Genomic DNA, 15367 nt, shown 5'->3' on the forward strand with positions numbered 1-15367 from the left:
CGGCGCCTTTCAGGACGCGCTGGGGATAACCAGCGGCTTGATGCAGTTATCGAGCTTGGCCGAGAACATGTGATAACCCTCGGCGACGTGTTCCAGTGGAATGCGGTGCGTAATGATGTCGCTCGGCTTGAGGTAGCCATTGCGGATGTGTTCAAACAGCCGCGGCCACTGCCGCTTCACCGGACACTGGTTCATCCGGAGCGTCAGTCCCTTGTTCAGGGCATCGCCGAACTTCACCGCGCTGAAGATGGGCCCGTACGCCCCGACGACGGAGACGGTGCCTGCCTTCCGGACCGAGTCGATGGCCCAGTTCAGCGCGACCGGCGACCCGCCCTGGAGCTTCAACTGGGAAGCGCTCACGTTTTGGAGAAAGCTGCCGCTTGCTTCAGCCCCCGCCGCATCGATCGCCACGTCCGCGCCGAGATAGTCGGTGGTCTTTTTCATTTCGACCACAATGTCTTCGTACTCGGCAAAGTTGTAGGTCTCGGCGTGCGCAAACGTCCGGGCCTTCTCCAGCCGGTAGTCCAGATGGTCGACGACGATCACCCTCCCCGCGCCCATGAGCCAGGACGACTGGGCGGCGAACAGGCCTACCGGTCCGGAACCGAAGACGACGACGGTGTCACCTTCGCGGATGCCGCCCAGTTGGGCGCCGAAATAGCCCGTGGCCAGGGCGTCCGTGAGCAGGACGGCGTCCTCTTCGTCCATCCAGTCCGGAATCAGGCTCGGGCCCACGTCAGCGAAGGGGACGCGGACGAATTCGGCCTGGCCGCCGTCGTACCCGCCACAGGTGTGCGAGTAGCCGTAGATGCCGCCCACGGCAGTGGCATTCGGGTTGACGTTGTGGCAGTTGGAGTACAGCCCTCGGCTGCAGAAATAGCAGGAGCCGCAGTAGATGTTGAAGGGAACCATGACCCGGTCTCCCACGGCGAGGTTCTCCACCGAGGGCCCCACTTCGTGGACCACGCCCACAAATTCGTGCCCGAACGTCGTTCCCACCCGGGTATCGGGCATCATGCCGTGGTACAGGTGGAGGTCCGATCCGCAAATGGCGGCTGAAGTCACCCGGACGATGGCGTCGTTCGGATGTTCAATCTTCGGGATGTCTTTTTCCTCAACCCGGACCTTGTACGGTCCGCGGTACACCATTGACCGCATCAGGTTCCCCTTAGGCACGTTTTAGGCAGCATGCTGAAGAATTTCTTACCCTGCCTCTGTGGGGTCCCGGCCGTCAAGGGTGGGCCGGGCACCTTCACGGCCCTCCGGTCTGGCTGCGCTGAACCCGTCGGGGGAGCCGCACGTGTCCCAGTCATGCCCGAACCGGGCCACACAGTGCCACACCTGCTTCAGGGTCTGCCGGTCAAAGCGCTGTTCCCGGACAGCCTCGCCCAGAATCCGGGGGTCAAGCCAGCCGCCCCGGGCCATGCTCCGCCCGGCGGCGACAACGTGCCGGCCCCGGTAGTCCGGGTGGCGCTCAAGCTCCTCCTGCCGCAGCCGGAAGCCGGAATGCCATTCGAGCGGGCACGGCAGCGCATTGGCTGCGGCCTCTACGGCGGTTCCGCGGTAGGAGGGGTCAAGCACCAGTGCCTCGATGTGGCGGCCGATCCGCAATGGTCCGTGGATGTGGGCTTCTATGTGGTCATCAAGGACATCCAGGCCGCGACGCGGTGCATCCTCGAGCGCCATCGGTACCAGGGGCATGGAATCTGCGGTCCCGAAGTGTTCCGGCTCGGTACTGCTGTCCGGATAGCAGAAGGTCACCCGGGGGTATTCGGAACGCTTCAGCCGGAAGTGCGCAGAACCAAAACGCACCGATCCGCCCACATCCCGGCGCCGGTAGTTCAGCGAACCGTACTTGGGCCGCTGATCCGGCGCGGCGCCGTCGTACACCCCGCCGAACATGCGCTGCTCCCAGCGCCAGCGGTCGCCGCCCTCCCATGCGGTCAGGCCGCCGTTGCCGGTGCCGGTCTCGAACTGTGACCGGTACAGCCCGTCGCCAGCCAGATGCTCGAGCAGCGGGCGGCCGCGGACCGGGGCGTCCGGATGGAAGTGCACCGTGATATCCAGGGTTCCGACAAGCGGGGGCCCCTGCACCTGTGCCCTGACGTAGTCCACCGCCTGCCGCCAGAGCGCCGGCTCCTGCGTCAGCTGCCCAGGCACTGTACCGATTCCATGCCGCACACCCTACCGGTCCCGTTGTGCCGGCACGAGCACGTGGAACGGCTCTCAGGCAGGGGAATTGCGGCCATTAGAACAGGTATTCGAATACGGCTCAGCCAGACTGCCGCTGCACCTCGGCGTTGAACAGCGCAGCGCCGGTGGCCGCGTCCTTCACGGAGACGGTGAAGCTCCTTGCCCCGGGGCGGTTGACCGCCAACACTTCACCGTTGCGCAGGATCAGCCCCTTCGAACCCTTGGCCCCGATCCGCAGCCCCCAGCCCAGGACCTCCAGCGGTCCGGCTATGTTGTCCGCCCGGGCAACGGCGTCGGGATGTACGGGCGTTTCCAGCCGCACCAGTCCAGCCACGCTGCGGACGTCCACCCCCGCCGAGGAGACGGTGACGATCCAGCGGCTCAGTGGCAGGCCAAGGACGATCAGCACGGCGCCGAGCAGTGACAGGATCCAGAAGGGCGTCAGCAGCCCGGACAGGACCATCACCAAGCCGCCACCAACTCCCGCCACCAGGAACACCCATCCGGTTTCCGTCCGCATCCACAGTGCGCGCTCGCCGTCTGCCAGGGGCAGGAGCTCCGGGGCGCTCGCATCCCTATCCGCCGCGGTCAGCGGCGCGCCTCCGGCAAGGAGGCAGGCCACCACGCCCCAGGCCAGGGCGACGCCGGCCAGCCAGGCTGCGTTCCACATGGGATCGGGCGCCAGGTAGGGATCAGGCAGGCCGCGTTGGGTTCCGGCCAGCAGCAGCGTGGTTCCGGCCAGGAAGGCGGGCAGGGCGGTCAGCGCCGCAATACTCAGGCGTCGGCCCCATCCGTCCAGCTTCCCGGTCCAGTGCAGGATCAGCAGGCAGAACAGCGCCGCAACGGCAGATGCCAGGATCGGCGCCACCGTTGCCAGGAACGGGCGCACCGTGCTGACGGCACCGTCTTTCCACTGGTTCGCCAACAGTTCGGGCAACAGGGGGTACCAGCCGAGCAGGACGACGGCGGCACCCAGGATGATCCCGGCTGTCGGAATGACGGCTCCCCACCACAGCCGCGCCCCGCCGGGGGAGGAATGGCCGACGTCGGTCATGGGGTTACTGGTCACGGGGTCCCTTCGGGTTGCAGGCGTTGGCGCAGCATCGACAGGATGACTTCGGGTGCGACCCCGAGGGCCCCCAGCCGGGCTGCCGCCTCGTCGAGAATCTCCGCAGCTGCATCGCGTGCGGGTTCGGGCAGTCCCGTGACGACGGCGCCCCGCCCCCGGCGCAGCTCGATAAGGCCCTCATCACGGAGGTCCTGATAAGCGCGCAGCACGGTGTGGAAGTTGATCCCCAGGGATTCGGCGAGTGTCCGCGCTGAGGGAAGGCGCTCACCGTTGCGCACATCGCCGTTGACGATCGCGGTGCGCAGCGCCCTGGCAACCTGCTCGTGCAGGGCAGAGGAGGAATGGGGTGCGAGGCGGATGAGCATGACCCGATCCTATTGTTCTAGACGCAATAGAACAATAGCCACTCATCCACCACCTGAAAGCGTGGCAGCTTCCCGTGTCAGCCCGTATGCTCCAGTAAGCCGGCAGGGCCGGCCCCGGATAGCTCCGGCAGCCGGCACTGACGAGGAGGCATCGTGACAACACTGATCAACCGGCCAAACACCGCACTGCTGGTGATCGACATGCAAAAGGGAGTGGTCCGCGAGGCTCACAACAGGGAGGGAGTCATCGCCAACATCGCTCTTCTGGTGGAACGGGCCAGGGGAGAGGGCGTCCCTCTCGTCTGGATCCAGCACCACGACGACGAGCTGGAGCTGGGAAGCGACGACTGGGAATATGTGCCGGAGCTGTCCCGTCAGGATTCCGAGCCCCTTGTCCACAAGTCCTTCGGTGATTCGTTCGAGGGAACGGACCTTGAGCATGTGCTGGGAAAGGCTGGTGTCGGGCGGCTGGTGGTTGCCGGAGCCCAGACCGATGCGTGCATCAGGTCAACCATTCATGGTGCATTTACCCGGGGGTATGACGTCACGCTGGTTGGCGATGCCCATACGACGGACGACAACAGTTCGTGGGGAGCTCCGTCTCCCACTGAGGTCATAACGCACACGAATCTGTACTGGCAGTTTGAAACGGCTCCGGGTCGAACGGCCGCCGTGGCGGCCAGCGGAGAGATCGGGTTCACCGTTTAGCGCAGCTCTCCATCCAGCCAGCCCTCCGCCGGCAGCGCTCGCGGATGCCGGACCTGCACCAGCGGTTCCTTCGATCGGCGCTCGCCGATCCGGAGCACATGCTCGAGGGTCACTGCCTGCGTCACTACACTGCACAGCATGATGCCTCAGCGGGCCCAGGCCAGCCGGACGCAGGCAAGCCGGACCCTGGCCTGGGCGGCCTTCGCGGCCGGGACGGTGCACGCTGCATTCAGTACATACTGGGCCCTGGGTGGTCAGTGGTTGTTGGCCACGGTAGGCCAGTGGGCGGTCGCCCGGGCCGCGGAGGATCCGGCTGCAGTCCGTCCGACCCTGTTGATCGTGGCCGGAGCAAAGCTGCTGGCCGCAGTACTTCCCGTTGTGGTCATCTACGGACGGTTGCCCCGTCCCCGCGCATGGCGCACCCTGTGCTGGTTCGGCGGTATCGCCCTCTTGCTCTACGGCGGCCTGAACATACTCGTCAGCAACGCCGTCCTGGCCGGGATCATCCGACCGGCCGGCGGCTACGACAAGGCGGCGATGATCGGCCATGCGTGGCTCTGGGACCCGTTGTTCTTCATCTGGGGAGCCGCCCTGTGCCTGGCGCTGTATTTGTCGCGCCCCGCCGGGCGCTGAAGTACCCCCGGGCGGTGAAGGCGCCGGGAGAGGCGGCCGGCCCTCAAACCGCGGCAGCCCGGCGCAACAGCAACTCCCGTTCCCTGGTGTTCCCCGCAAGCGCCGCAGCCGCGGCAAACTCGGCACGGGCCTCGGCCGAACGCCCCAGACGCGCCAGAAGCCCGCCGCGAACGCTTGGCAGCAGATAGGATCCCCGCAGCAATCCCTGCGCCACGAGGTGGTCGGTTATCGCCAGGGCTGTTGCCGGGCCGGTAGCCATCGATACGGCCACAGCCCGGTTCAATTCCACAACCGGGCTCGGTGCCAGCCGGCTGAGGGCGTCATACAGCAGCACAATCTGTGGCCAGTCCGTGTCATCCACGTGGGGAGCCACGGAGTGGCATTGGGCGATAGCTGCCTGCAGTCCATAGCTGCCCCGTCCGCGGCCGAACGCATCGGCGCGTGCCAGCGCTTCGCGTCCACGTTCAATCTGGCCCCGGTCCCACCGGCTCCGGTCCTGGTCCGCCAACAGGATCGGTGTGCCGTCAGCGTGGGTGCGGGCGGCAAAGCGGGAGGCCTGGAATTCCATCAACGCCACGAGCGCATGCGCCTCCGGTTCCCGGGGCACGAGCCGTTCCAGGACCCGGCCCAGCCGCAGCGCTTCGGCGGCCACATCGGGCCTGATCCACTGGTCGCCCGATGTGGCCGCATACCCTTCGGTGAACATCAGGTAGATCACGCGGAGGACACCAGCCAACCGTGGACCCCATTCCGTTGGCTCGGGCACTTCAAAGGGCACCTTCGCCGCCGCCAGGGTCTTCTTGGCCCGGACAATGCGCTGCTGCACCGTAGCCACGGGGACCACGAACAGCCTGGCAATTTCCCCGGTCGACAATCCGCCCACCACCCGAAGCGTCAACGCGATCTGCGCTTCCCGGGCGAGCACCGGATGGCAGGCCGTGAAGACCAGCCGCAGGACGTCATCGGGCACCGGGTCCCAGTCCACGACGACGTCGGCCGGCGCCTCCCGCGCAAGCTGGCGGTACCGCACGTCCAACCGTTCGGCCCGCCGCCAGGCGTCAATGGCCTTGCGTTTGGCAACCGCAGTGAGCCAGGCGGCCGGCTTCCGCGGCACGCCGTCGGCGGGCCACTGCACGAGCGCGTCCGCAACGGCTTCCTGCGCCATATCCTCAGCGAAGCCAATGTCACCGGTGACCCGTGCCAGGGCAGCGACAATCCGGGGTCCTTCAATCCGCCACAGCGCCTCGATACGACGGGGGACTGCCGCTGCCCGCAGGGCGTCCGTCGGGTCCACGAAGGCTTCCAGCCCGGCGGCTACGCGTTTTTCGCGCGCAGCTTCGCCTCTTCTTCTCGCCATCCTTCTTCCTTTTGGATGTACTCGTTGTCGGCGAATGCGGCGAAATCCTCGGCTTCGGTCACCCGGCGGACCTCAAGCTTCGATCCGGGGCCCAGTGGGCAGCGCCTGGCCCATTCGGCAGCTTCGTCCTTCGATGAAACCTGCAGGATCCAGAAGCCGTTGAAGAGTTCATGGGTCTCGCCATAGGGGCCGTCGGTGACCAGCGGCGGGTCCTCGGAGAAATCCACGACGAAGGTATTGTCCGTGTCCTGCGCCACATCGGCCAAGCCTTCTCCCGCGAGCATGACCCCGGCATTGATCAGCGACTCGTTGTAGGCGCCCATTCGGTTGATGACCTCCTCGAAGGGCACATCCTTGTAGGCTTCGTTGGCTGTGTCAGTGGAACGCATGATGAGCATGTACTTCACGGCTAGCTCCTTCTCCATCAGGAAGTCGCGGTGTGTGCCTTCTACTATGCCGTCGAACGGCATGCAGGGATATCGACGCAGCAGGGAAACTTTTTGGAAAGCGGTGCTGATCGTGGGGGAGTGGCCCTGTGCATCGGCAGAACGTGGACGGCACAATAACGGGCATGAGGGACCAGCCGAAGGATTTCCGCACCCGCGTCATTGCACAGGAATGGGTATCACTGGACGGCTTCGCGTCCGGGCCCGGCGGGGAAGCCGACCTGTTCGCCGCCGTCGAACCTCTTGCTGATGCTGCCAGCCAGCAGTGGAACCAGGGGCTGCTGGCCGGAGTGGCTGAGGTACTGCTGGGGCGGGTGACGTACGAGTTGTTCGTTCAGTACTGGCCGACGGCAGACGATGCGGTCGCCCGGGGCGTGAATACGATTCCCAAGACCGTCTTTTCACACAGCCTTACCCGGGCGCCATGGGACCCGTTCGACGACGCCACCGTAGCTTCCGACCCTGTCAGCTACGTCCGGAACCGCCGAAGCAGCGGCGGCGACCTGCTGGTCTGGGGTTCCCTGAGCGTCGTTCATGCACTGCTAGCCGCCGGAGAACTCGATGAGCTGGACCTGTTCATTGCCCCGGTGGCCCTGGGCGACGGACTGCGGCTCTTCGCCGGGCCACCGCAGGCGCAGTTGCAGCTGGCGGGCAGCGAGCACTGGAGCTCCACACTGCACGTGCGTTACTTTCTGGACCGGCACTAGATCACACTGCACGTGCGTTACTTTCTGGACCGGCACTAGATCCTAACCAAACGGCGGAACGAGACGGCAGAACCCGGGGACAGGTCATCCGGGGGATGCCCTCCTCAACGTTACTTTACATAATGTAGATTATCGGCGTTATAAGTGTGGCCACCGGAAGGGGTTGTTCCTGCTTTCTCCCCCTCATGCCCTCGGGTGCGCAATCCCCCGTTTTTTGCTGCTTTTCTGCCCCCAGCAGCGAAGCTGCCGGCCAGCGGGAATTCTGGCGCAGAACCCTTGGGCTGGCTCTCCGGGCATCGCGTGCCCCTGACTGCGCGACCTGGTCTGCACAATCAACCTCGGCCCCGCTTCCGGTGGCCGTCAAAATGAGTTGACATAACGTCCCCCGGAGCCTGTCCGGGAGGGTTTCCGTCTAGAGTCTGCTTGTTGACATAACGCCGTCCCCCTCGGGCGCCCGGCATCGCCGCCAGGCGCTTGTCATAACGTGCCGAACTGTGCCGCTGTGCCGGCTGGCGACGATTGACATAACTGTTGCAGCGTCATCCCGACCATCGCTCCCAGCTTCCAACCTGCGCCGCCGATAGCCGCTCTCCCGGGCCTTCCGCTTTCGTTTCCGAAACGGCAGCCGCCAGCTGCTTCAACCCCCGAATCTGTTACAAAAAGGGACACGGATCACTTCCGGAACAGCAAAACAGGCCCTATGATATGCCGGTGCGCCCTCCAGTTGGAGAAATACCCCCCTCTGCCTATATGCTCTACGCTCAACCCCCCACATTTCAGGAGATAAGCACTTCACATGGCTACTGATTACGATGCTCCCCGCGTCAAGGAAGAAGACCGCCCCAGCGACTCCCTTGAAGGGCTGAAAGCCCAGCAGCGCGGCGGCGCTATGACGGCTGTTCGGGACGTCGCTGACGAAACGGATGCCATCGACGGTTTCGAACTTCCGGGCGCCGACCTGTCCGGCGAAGAGCTGCTGATCAAGGTAGTTCCGGCCCAGGCTGACGAGTTCACCTGCATGTCCTGCTTCCTCGTGCGCCACCGCTCACAGATCGCCAAGGAAAAGAACGGCGACAAGTACTGCGTGGACTGCGAAGGCTAAAACCGCACCACGCTGCGTCCGGCTTGGGTGTCAACGGCATGGCCGTGGCACCCAAACCGGTCACTTCCTCGTTCCACCGCAAAACCCGCTTCATTTCACCGGCCGGATCACTTCATTCCTGCGCAGGAACGCAGGCTTGTAGGGCGGATCAAATAAGGCGAACCGTGTGGGGCCCAGCGGCACAAGACCGGCTCCGCGCACTGCATTCTCCAGTTCCGCGTCCTGGTTCAAAAAGTTCCGCGAGGTCCAGCGGCCGGAGAATCCCGCCGCCGCTCCCCTGCCCTCGGGAATCTCAACAACAGACACGGCCGGGTCCGCCGGCACTGGAACATCGCTGGCGGGCAAGGACCGCGGCAGAATGAACGCCACCGTCACGCAGCCCTCCGGATCCCCCGATTGCACAAGGACCGGAGCAGTCATGGAAATCTGTCCACTGCGCAGATAGCCGAACAATTGGCTGAAGGCACTGCCGCCGCCCTGTTCGAAATCGGCGTTGACAGTGACTTGGGCCGCCAGATGGGCCGGATACCGGCGCAGCTCAAAGCCGGAGTACTCCTGCAGCACCTCATACCGCTGTTGCTCTGTCATGGTGGCCAGAGCGTACCTGCCTGGCCAGGGCGTGGAAACAGGGTCAGGCAACTAGGATGGGGCCGTGCCAACAGAAACCTCCTATATCCGCGATCTGGTCCTTCCCCTGCTGGACGCCGATCTGCCGCCGATTGTCCAGCTGGGACATCCAGCTCTCCGCCGGGCTGCGATCCCCTTCGACGGGCAGCTGAGCTACACGGAACTCCACGTTTTTATAACGCTGATGCGCCGTGTCATGCACGCGGCGCCCGGCGTCGGGCTCGCCGCGCCGCAGTTGGGCATTCCGCTGAGCATAGCGGTGCTGGAGGACAGCTTCGAAGCCGATCCGGACCTCACCGACGTCCGGGAACGCCGTCCGCTGCCTTTCTTGACCGCCATTAATCCCCACTACACCCCCGTCGGGACGGACACCGCCACGTTTTTTGAAGGGTGCCTGTCCTTCAGCGGCTACCAGGGCGTAGTCCCCCGGCACCGGGCCGTGAATCTGCAGTACACCGATGCCGAGGGCATCAGCCGCAGCCGCACCTTCGAGGGCTGGCAGGCACGGATCGCCCAACATGAAACCGACCATTTGAACGGCGTGGTGTACGTCGACAAAGTGCTGACCCGTTCGCTGTGCAGCAACGCCGAATACCTGCGCCGCTGGGCCTCGCCCACGGTGGACGAGGCCCGGCAGGCGCTGGGGTTCTGACCAGCAGCCGCTAAACGGCGCCGGCGCTTTCCAATGTGCTCTCCGCAGCCACCCCCACAGCCGGGTTGAGCGGCGTCGGCAGCCACCGGCCCCACCAGCGCAGGATGTGCTCAAAGCGCTGCATACGGTGCCAGGGCGTGCCGGCCCGGGAGAGTTCGTGGTTCTCCCCCGGGAACAGCAGCATTTCGGTGGGGACGCCATGGTGCTTCAGGGCGGTGTAGTAGCGCTGGGCCTGTTCCAGCGGGCAGCGCAGGTCCTCCTCGGAATGAATGACGAGGGCCGGCGTCCGGACCTCGCCCACCCGCGCCATCGGACTCTGCGCCAGGACATGCTGGGGATCAGTACCGGTATACGCGGCGCTGAAGAACCAGCCAATATCCGAGGAGCCGATAAAGGACAGCGGATCCAGGAACCCGCGCTCCACAATCGCAGCAGTGAACCGGTGGTCGTTGGCAATGGCCCAGGCGCTCAGGTAGCCGCCATAGGAACCGCCCATCACGCCGAGCCGCTCCCGATCCAGCTCCGGATGCGCGGCCAGGGCGCCGTCCAGGAACGCCAGCACATCGTCGAGGTCCTTGGTCCCCATGGCTTCCCTGATTACTGCGCCATGCTCCTGCCCGTAACCGGCGGAACCCCGCGGGTTGCACTGCAGGACGGCGTAGCCGGCAGCGGCATAGGCCTGCGCTTCGTCGAAGTAGCCCCAGTCGAACTGTGAGAACGGACCGCCGTGGATGTTCAGCAGGACCGGATGCGGCCCCGGGCCCTCGGGCAGGAACATCCATCCGTGTACCGGATATCCATCGGCTGAGGCGTACGTCGCTTCGACGGGGACAGCGACCCGTGTCCCGGCCCGCAGCGGGGTGGAGAAGTCGGTCAGCGTCCGCAGGCCCGCGGGCTCCAACACCGCAACGTCCCCCATGGTCTGCGGGTCGGCAAAGCTGACGACGACGGCGCCTGCCGCCTCCGCTGCCCCGCTCACCACGCGCGGTCCGTCCAGCAGGACCTTGCGGGACCCCTCGGCGTCGAGCTCCAGCAGCTCAACGGCGCCCCTGGTGCGGTTGAAGACCAGCACCCGGGAGCCTCCGGCGGCAACAATCCCGGGTTCAGTGAGGTCGGTGTCCTCCGGGTCGGTCAGCCGCCGCGGCACTCCGGCCGGTCCGGGGTTGTCGGCAGCGTCCATCGGCAGCACATAGAGCGCCGTGTTCCGCGCGACGAAGTCGATGCCCGAGGCTGAGAGCTCGTGGCCCAGGAAGTACAGCCACTTGCCGTCGGCGCTGGGGGTTGGGCTGGAAGCACCGAGCAGCGGACCGCTGCCCCGGTTGGTCAGGCGGACCGGTGTTGCGGGTTTCGCAGCGCTTGAATCCGACCCAGCGCTTGAATCGGGTACAGCGCTTGCAGTCGATACAGCACTTGAATTGGATACAGCCGCCGGCTCCAGCAGATAGACATCGGAGACCAGATTGTTGTCCGCCTCCGGGTGCAAGGCGGCAGTGAACAGGATCCGCCGGCCGTCGGGGGTGAACACCGGGGTCTGATGATCGGCGTCTGCGTCCGTCAGCTGGCGGGCCTGCGGGAACCTTCCGGCAGCAGGGTCATCGTCATCCGGCGATGCAGCCTTGCTCTTCCCTGCTGCGTCCCTGGCGCGGCCCGCCGGCTCGATCCACGGCTCGGCGTCCAGTGCCGGAAGCTCCAGCAGGAACACCTGTACCCGCTTGTCGGCCGTGTAACCGGCACCGTTGGCGCGGTACTGGTAGCTGCTGATCAGCCGTGGGTCCTCGGCGCCTGGACCGACGCCGTCGACGGTGCCATAGCGGCCCTGCTGCGGGACGCGGGCGGTGAACAGGACCTGCGCGGAATCCGGGGAAAAACCGAACCATCCGACGCCCAGCTTCTGCTCGGTAAGTTGGACGGGCTCGCCGCCGGCAGCAGAAACCGCATACAGCTGCGGCGGGGAACCCGGCCGCCTCCGGAGGAAACCCAGCACCGTGCCGTCAGGTGAGAATTGCGGCTGGCTGTCGGCAAATCCGAGGGTAATCCGCCGCGGCTTGCCGGCGCCATCCAGGGGCACGGACCAGAGCTGCCCAACGTAGGCGTCAGCGGCGAAATCGGGCCGGGTCACTGACACGACACACCGGGTGCCGTCCGGATGCATAGTAGGAACTGAGACGGAGTTCAGGAGATCAAGATCACGTGGTTTCACCCGGCCGAGCCTACTACTGCGGGGATTAAGGGACCCGGCAGCGGCACACCTAAGATGGAAGGATGCCCCCCGCTGCCTCTCCCCTGCTGCTCTGTCCACTCTGCCGCGGGGAGCTCCTTGCCGCCGGCCCTGGCTCGGTTCCAGCCCTTTCCTGCCCGCAGGGGCACCGGTACGACGCCGCCAAGCAGGGGTATTTCAACCTGCTGACCGGCTCCGGCACCAAGTTCCAGGCTGACACGGCGGAGATGGTGCAGGCCCGCGTCGACTTCCTCTCCGCTGGCCACTACCAGCCCATGGCGAACGAGCTGGCACGCCTGGTCGCCGGCTCCGTTCCATCGGCACCCACGATCCTGGATGCCGGCGCGGGCACGGGGTACTACCTCGACGTCGTCAACCGGGCGCTCCCGGCCGCAGAGGCGGTGGCCCTGGACATCTCCAAGTTCGCACTGCGCCGCGCCGCCCGGGCGCTGCCCCATGCCCACTGCTTGGTCTGGGATGTGTGGCGGACGCTGCCCCTGGCGGATGCCTCGGTGGACGCCGTCCTGAACGTCTTCGCCCCGCGCAACGCGGCGGAGTTCCGCCGGGTGCTGCGTCCCGGAGGCATCCTGGCCGTAGTGACGCCGCAGCCTGCCCATCTGCAGGAAATCCGCGGCCTTGCCGGCATGCTGGATATCGGCGACGAGAAAGAGAGCCGGGTGGCAGGGTCCCTCGAGGGCCGTTTCGATCCGGAACAGACCGTCCACTGTGAATACCTGATGCACCTGCGTGCTGCGGACATCAGCAACGCCGCGCTGATGGGACCCTCGGCCCGGCACCTGGACCGCGACGCGTTGCGCGGACGCCTGGCGGAACTGCCGGGCCCGGTGGCAGTTACCGCCTCATTCGCGCTGCAGTTGTTCCGGGCCGCCTAGGCCTTTGGCCTCCTGGGCCGGGACGCTCCGGTGAGCCCGGACACTGCAAGCGGCACCCAAACGTTATAGACACTAAGGGCACGATCCGGACAAAGCGGGCCGGTTTCGGGCAGAATAGGCACCACCGCCGCATCATCCGACCTCCGTCCCGGCTTGGGGGCGGTGCCGAAGGGATCGACATGCAAGACGTATACCAATGGCTGCTGGACTATGGCTGGGCCGTATGGCTCGTGCTCTTCCTGGCCCTGGCCGCGATCGAAACGCTGACCCTGGATCTCTTCTTCGCCATGCTGTCCGTCGGTGCGCTGGGAGCCATGCTTGCAGCCATCCTCGGCGCGCCGCTGTTCCTGCAGGTCCTGGTGTTCTGCATCGTGGCGCTGCTGATGATCGTCCTGGTCCGACCGGTGGCACTGAAGCACCTCGAACGCGGTCCACGGGATCAGCGGTCCAACATTGACCGGCTCATCGGCGCGCCCGCCCTGACGCTGGAAGCGGTGTCCGGCACCGCGGGGACCGTCAAGCTCGGCGGAGAGGTCTGGACGGCACGCACACCGGACGGTTCCAGCCTCATTGCGGGCGAACCCGTTCTGGTGACCCGAATCGACGGCGCCACCGCCGTCGTCGTGCCCGCGCCTTCGGGAGCCCATCAGCACGACACGAAGCCGGACGAGCACGGCAGCGGAGCGCGCTGACGCGCCCACAGATTTGATCGGGTCCGGCTGCGCTGACGCGGACCGGCGCCACCAACAAGGCGGGCCCCCGGGCCGGCCGAAACCCAAAAAAGGGGGGAACATGGGTCCCGGAACCACCGGCCTCATCGTCATTCTTGCTGTACTCATAATTTTTGTCCTGGTCATCCTCGTCAAATCGGTCAAGATCATTCCGCAGGCACGCGCCGGCGTGGTGGAGCGGCTGGGTAAGTACCAGCGCACGCTCAATCCCGGACTGACCATCCTGATCCCGTTCGTGGACCGCCTGCTGCCGCTGCTGGATCTGCGCGAACAGGTGGTGTCCTTTCCGCCGCAGCAGGTCATCACCGAGGACAGCCTCGTGGTCTCGATCGATACGGTCGTCTACTTCCAGGTCACTGATCCCCGTGCTGCCACCTACGAGATCGCGAACTACATCCACGCCGTTGAACAGCTGACCACTACCACCCTGCGCAACGTCGTCGGCGGCCTGAACCTCGAAGAGGCCCTGACTTCGCGTGACGCGATCAATGGCCAGCTGCGCGGCGTGCTCGACGACGCCACCGGCCGCTGGGGCATCCGCGTTTCCCGCGTGGAGCTCAAGGCCATCGAGCCGCCCCTGTCGATCCAGGATTCCATGGAGAAGCAGATGCGCGCCGAGCGCGAACGCCGCGCCACCATCCTCACCGCCGAGGGAACCAAGCAGGCCCAGATTCTGAACGCCGAAGGACACCGGCAGGCAGCCATCCTGGCCGCCGAGGGTGATGCCAAGGCAGCCATCCTGCGGGCCGACGGCGAATCCCAGGCCATCCACAAGGTCTTCGAAGCCATTCACAAGGGCCGCCCTGACCAGAACCTGCTGGCTTACCAGTACCTGCAGACGCTGCCGAAGCTGGCTGAGGGCAGCTCCAACAAGCTCTGGATCATCCCCAGCGAACTTGGTGAAGCTCTCAAGGGCGTCGGCAGTGCGCTGGGCAACTTTGTACCCGATGCCCCGACCGGCAACGGCATGGGCCACGGACCGGCCAAGGCAGCCTCACCGGCGCCCTCCCCGGCGCACTCCCCCACCCTGGCCGACTCCCCCGAGGCTCCCCGCTAGCAGTCGGCGGTGCCGCGGTTACCGCAAGCGGCCCGCGCCCGGTATAATTGGTTGTTTGCCGGGGCCTGTCCCTCGGCCAGCCCGTTGAAGACCTGCCCGCGGACGCCCGCACGGGAACATTCGGTGCGGAACCGGCGTTGACTTCGGTGGGCCACCAGCACGACAGACGGGTCCCTTACGGGGTCCAACAGACTTGAAGAGGGAGAAAAGATGAGCGATCGCAGCCTGCGGGGTATGCGCCTTGGCGCGCAGAGCATGGAGACTGAATCCGGTGTTGAGCCGGCTCCCCGCCAGCGGGTGGAATACCGCTGCGAGGATGGCGAACGCGTGTTTGTCACGTTCGCCGCCGAGGCCGACGTTCCTCCGGTCTGGGTTTCCAAGACCGGCAAGGAAGCCCTCCTGGTCGACGGCGAAAAGCCAGACACCAGCAATGACAAGCCGGTGCGTACGCACTGGGACATGCTGCTGGAACGCCGCAGCATCGAGGAGCTGGAAACGATCCTGCAGGATCGCCTGAATATCCTGCGGGAACGCCGCGGAGAGCGCACGACCACTTCCAAGAAGTAGCCGGACGCACAAGGTCGCAAAAAAGGGAGGGTGGCTGCCATT

General features: G+C 65.8%; 18 protein-coding genes. 9 read left to right on the forward strand and 9 right to left on the reverse strand.

Annotation, left to right across the window (positions count from 1 at the left end):
* Positions 1–9: 9 nt before the first annotated feature.
* The 4 genes from KKR91_RS08855 to KKR91_RS08870 all read right to left on the reverse strand — a co-directional run bounded on the left by KKR91_RS08855 (position 10) and on the right by KKR91_RS08870 (position 3627).
* Positions 10–1158 (reverse strand): zinc-dependent alcohol dehydrogenase, encoded by a 1149-nt coding sequence (locus tag KKR91_RS08855; protein ID WP_210229729.1) that lies wholly within the window; start codon positions 1156–1158, stop codon positions 10–12.
* 45 nt (positions 1159–1203) lie between these two features.
* Positions 1204–2160 (reverse strand): DUF3626 domain-containing protein, encoded by a 957-nt coding sequence (locus KKR91_RS08860; protein WP_237687326.1) that lies wholly within the window; start codon positions 2158–2160, stop codon positions 1204–1206.
* Positions 2161–2272: 112 nt separating this feature from the next.
* Positions 2273–3262 carry a hypothetical protein gene (locus KKR91_RS08865; RefSeq protein ID WP_210228762.1) on the reverse strand — a complete coding sequence of 330 codons (990 nt, stop codon included), beginning with the start codon at positions 3260–3262 and terminating at the stop codon, positions 2273–2275.
* Positions 3259–3627, reverse strand: coding sequence for a GntR family transcriptional regulator (locus KKR91_RS08870; RefSeq protein ID WP_210228764.1), 369 nt, complete (start codon positions 3625–3627; stop codon positions 3259–3261). The genes KKR91_RS08865 and KKR91_RS08870 overlap by 4 nt, the downstream gene beginning before the upstream one ends.
* A 153-nt stretch (positions 3628–3780) precedes the next feature.
* On the opposite strand from KKR91_RS08870, the gene KKR91_RS08875 reads away from it, so the two are divergent.
* On the forward strand, positions 3781–4335 hold the full coding sequence (locus tag KKR91_RS08875) for a cysteine hydrolase family protein (protein WP_210228766.1): 555 nt from the start codon (positions 3781–3783) through the stop codon (positions 4333–4335).
* Here the strand turns inward: KKR91_RS08875 and KKR91_RS08880 are convergent.
* Positions 4332–4475, reverse strand: a complete 144-nt coding sequence (locus tag KKR91_RS08880) for a hypothetical protein (protein ID WP_210228768.1) — start codon at positions 4473–4475, stop codon at positions 4332–4334. The two genes, KKR91_RS08875 and KKR91_RS08880, sit on opposite strands and share 4 nt — an antisense overlap.
* Here KKR91_RS08880 and KKR91_RS08885 point away from each other — a divergent pair.
* Entirely contained in the window at positions 4474–4968 is a 495-nt protein-coding gene (locus KKR91_RS08885; protein WP_237687327.1) for a DUF3995 domain-containing protein, read from the forward strand. The two genes, KKR91_RS08880 and KKR91_RS08885, sit on opposite strands and share 2 nt — an antisense overlap.
* A 43-nt stretch (positions 4969–5011) precedes the next feature.
* Here KKR91_RS08885 and KKR91_RS08890 read toward each other — a convergent pair whose 3' ends face one another.
* Together KKR91_RS08890 and KKR91_RS08895 are read right to left on the reverse strand one after the other, a co-directional pair.
* The gene (locus KKR91_RS08890; RefSeq protein WP_210228770.1) at positions 5012–6325 is read right to left on the reverse strand and encodes an RNA polymerase sigma factor; all 1314 of its coding nucleotides are present in this window, start codon (positions 6323–6325) and stop codon (positions 5012–5014) included.
* A complete protein-coding gene (locus KKR91_RS08895; protein WP_210228772.1) occupies positions 6283–6732 on the reverse strand; it encodes a YciI family protein in 450 nt (149 codons plus the stop codon). The genes KKR91_RS08890 and KKR91_RS08895 overlap by 43 nt, the downstream gene beginning before the upstream one ends.
* Before the next feature lie 164 nt (positions 6733–6896).
* Between KKR91_RS08895 and KKR91_RS08900 the strand changes: the two genes are divergently transcribed.
* A complete protein-coding gene (locus KKR91_RS08900; protein WP_210228774.1) occupies positions 6897–7478 on the forward strand; it encodes a dihydrofolate reductase family protein in 582 nt (193 codons plus the stop codon).
* Between the two features lie 796 nt (positions 7479–8274).
* On the forward strand, positions 8275–8580 hold the full coding sequence (locus tag KKR91_RS08905) for a DUF4193 domain-containing protein (RefSeq protein WP_104054271.1): 306 nt from the start codon (positions 8275–8277) through the stop codon (positions 8578–8580).
* A gap of 90 nt (positions 8581–8670) precedes the next feature.
* On the opposite strand, the gene KKR91_RS08910 is transcribed toward KKR91_RS08905, so the two are convergent.
* Complete coding sequence (locus KKR91_RS08910; RefSeq protein ID WP_210228776.1) at positions 8671–9168, reverse strand: SOUL family heme-binding protein; 498 nt, start codon at positions 9166–9168, stop codon at positions 8671–8673.
* A gap of 64 nt (positions 9169–9232) precedes the next feature.
* Here KKR91_RS08910 and KKR91_RS08915 point away from each other — a divergent pair, with 64 nt between their 5' ends.
* Positions 9233–9859, forward strand: coding sequence for a peptide deformylase (locus tag KKR91_RS08915; protein ID WP_237687328.1), 627 nt, complete (start codon positions 9233–9235; stop codon positions 9857–9859).
* A 10-nt stretch (positions 9860–9869) separates the two neighbouring features.
* Here KKR91_RS08915 and KKR91_RS08920 read toward each other — a convergent pair whose 3' ends face one another.
* Positions 9870–12011: a S9 family peptidase gene (locus KKR91_RS08920; protein ID WP_237688335.1), complete on the reverse strand. Its 2142-nt coding sequence runs from the start codon at positions 12009–12011 to the stop codon at positions 9870–9872.
* A gap of 110 nt (positions 12012–12121) precedes the next feature.
* Between KKR91_RS08920 and KKR91_RS08925 the strand changes: the two genes are divergently transcribed.
* The 4 genes from KKR91_RS08925 to KKR91_RS08940 all read left to right on the forward strand — a co-directional run bounded on the left by KKR91_RS08925 (position 12122) and on the right by KKR91_RS08940 (position 15325).
* The gene (locus tag KKR91_RS08925) at positions 12122–12970 is read left to right on the forward strand and encodes a methyltransferase domain-containing protein (RefSeq protein ID WP_210228780.1); all 849 of its coding nucleotides are present in this window, start codon (positions 12122–12124) and stop codon (positions 12968–12970) included.
* A gap of 179 nt (positions 12971–13149) precedes the next feature.
* Complete coding sequence (locus KKR91_RS08930) at positions 13150–13662, forward strand: NfeD family protein (RefSeq protein WP_210228783.1); 513 nt, start codon at positions 13150–13152, stop codon at positions 13660–13662.
* 100 nt (positions 13663–13762) lie between these two features.
* A complete protein-coding gene (locus tag KKR91_RS08935; protein ID WP_210228785.1) occupies positions 13763–14758 on the forward strand; it encodes an SPFH domain-containing protein in 996 nt (331 codons plus the stop codon).
* Between the two features lie 210 nt (positions 14759–14968).
* Positions 14969–15325, forward strand: a complete 357-nt coding sequence (locus KKR91_RS08940; protein ID WP_210228788.1) for an RNA polymerase-binding protein RbpA — start codon at positions 14969–14971, stop codon at positions 15323–15325.
* The last annotated feature ends 42 nt before the right edge of the window (positions 15326–15367 follow it).

Source organism: Arthrobacter jiangjiafuii (assembly GCF_018622995.1).
Lineage (GTDB): Bacteria > Actinomycetota > Actinomycetes > Actinomycetales > Micrococcaceae > Arthrobacter_B > Arthrobacter_B jiangjiafuii.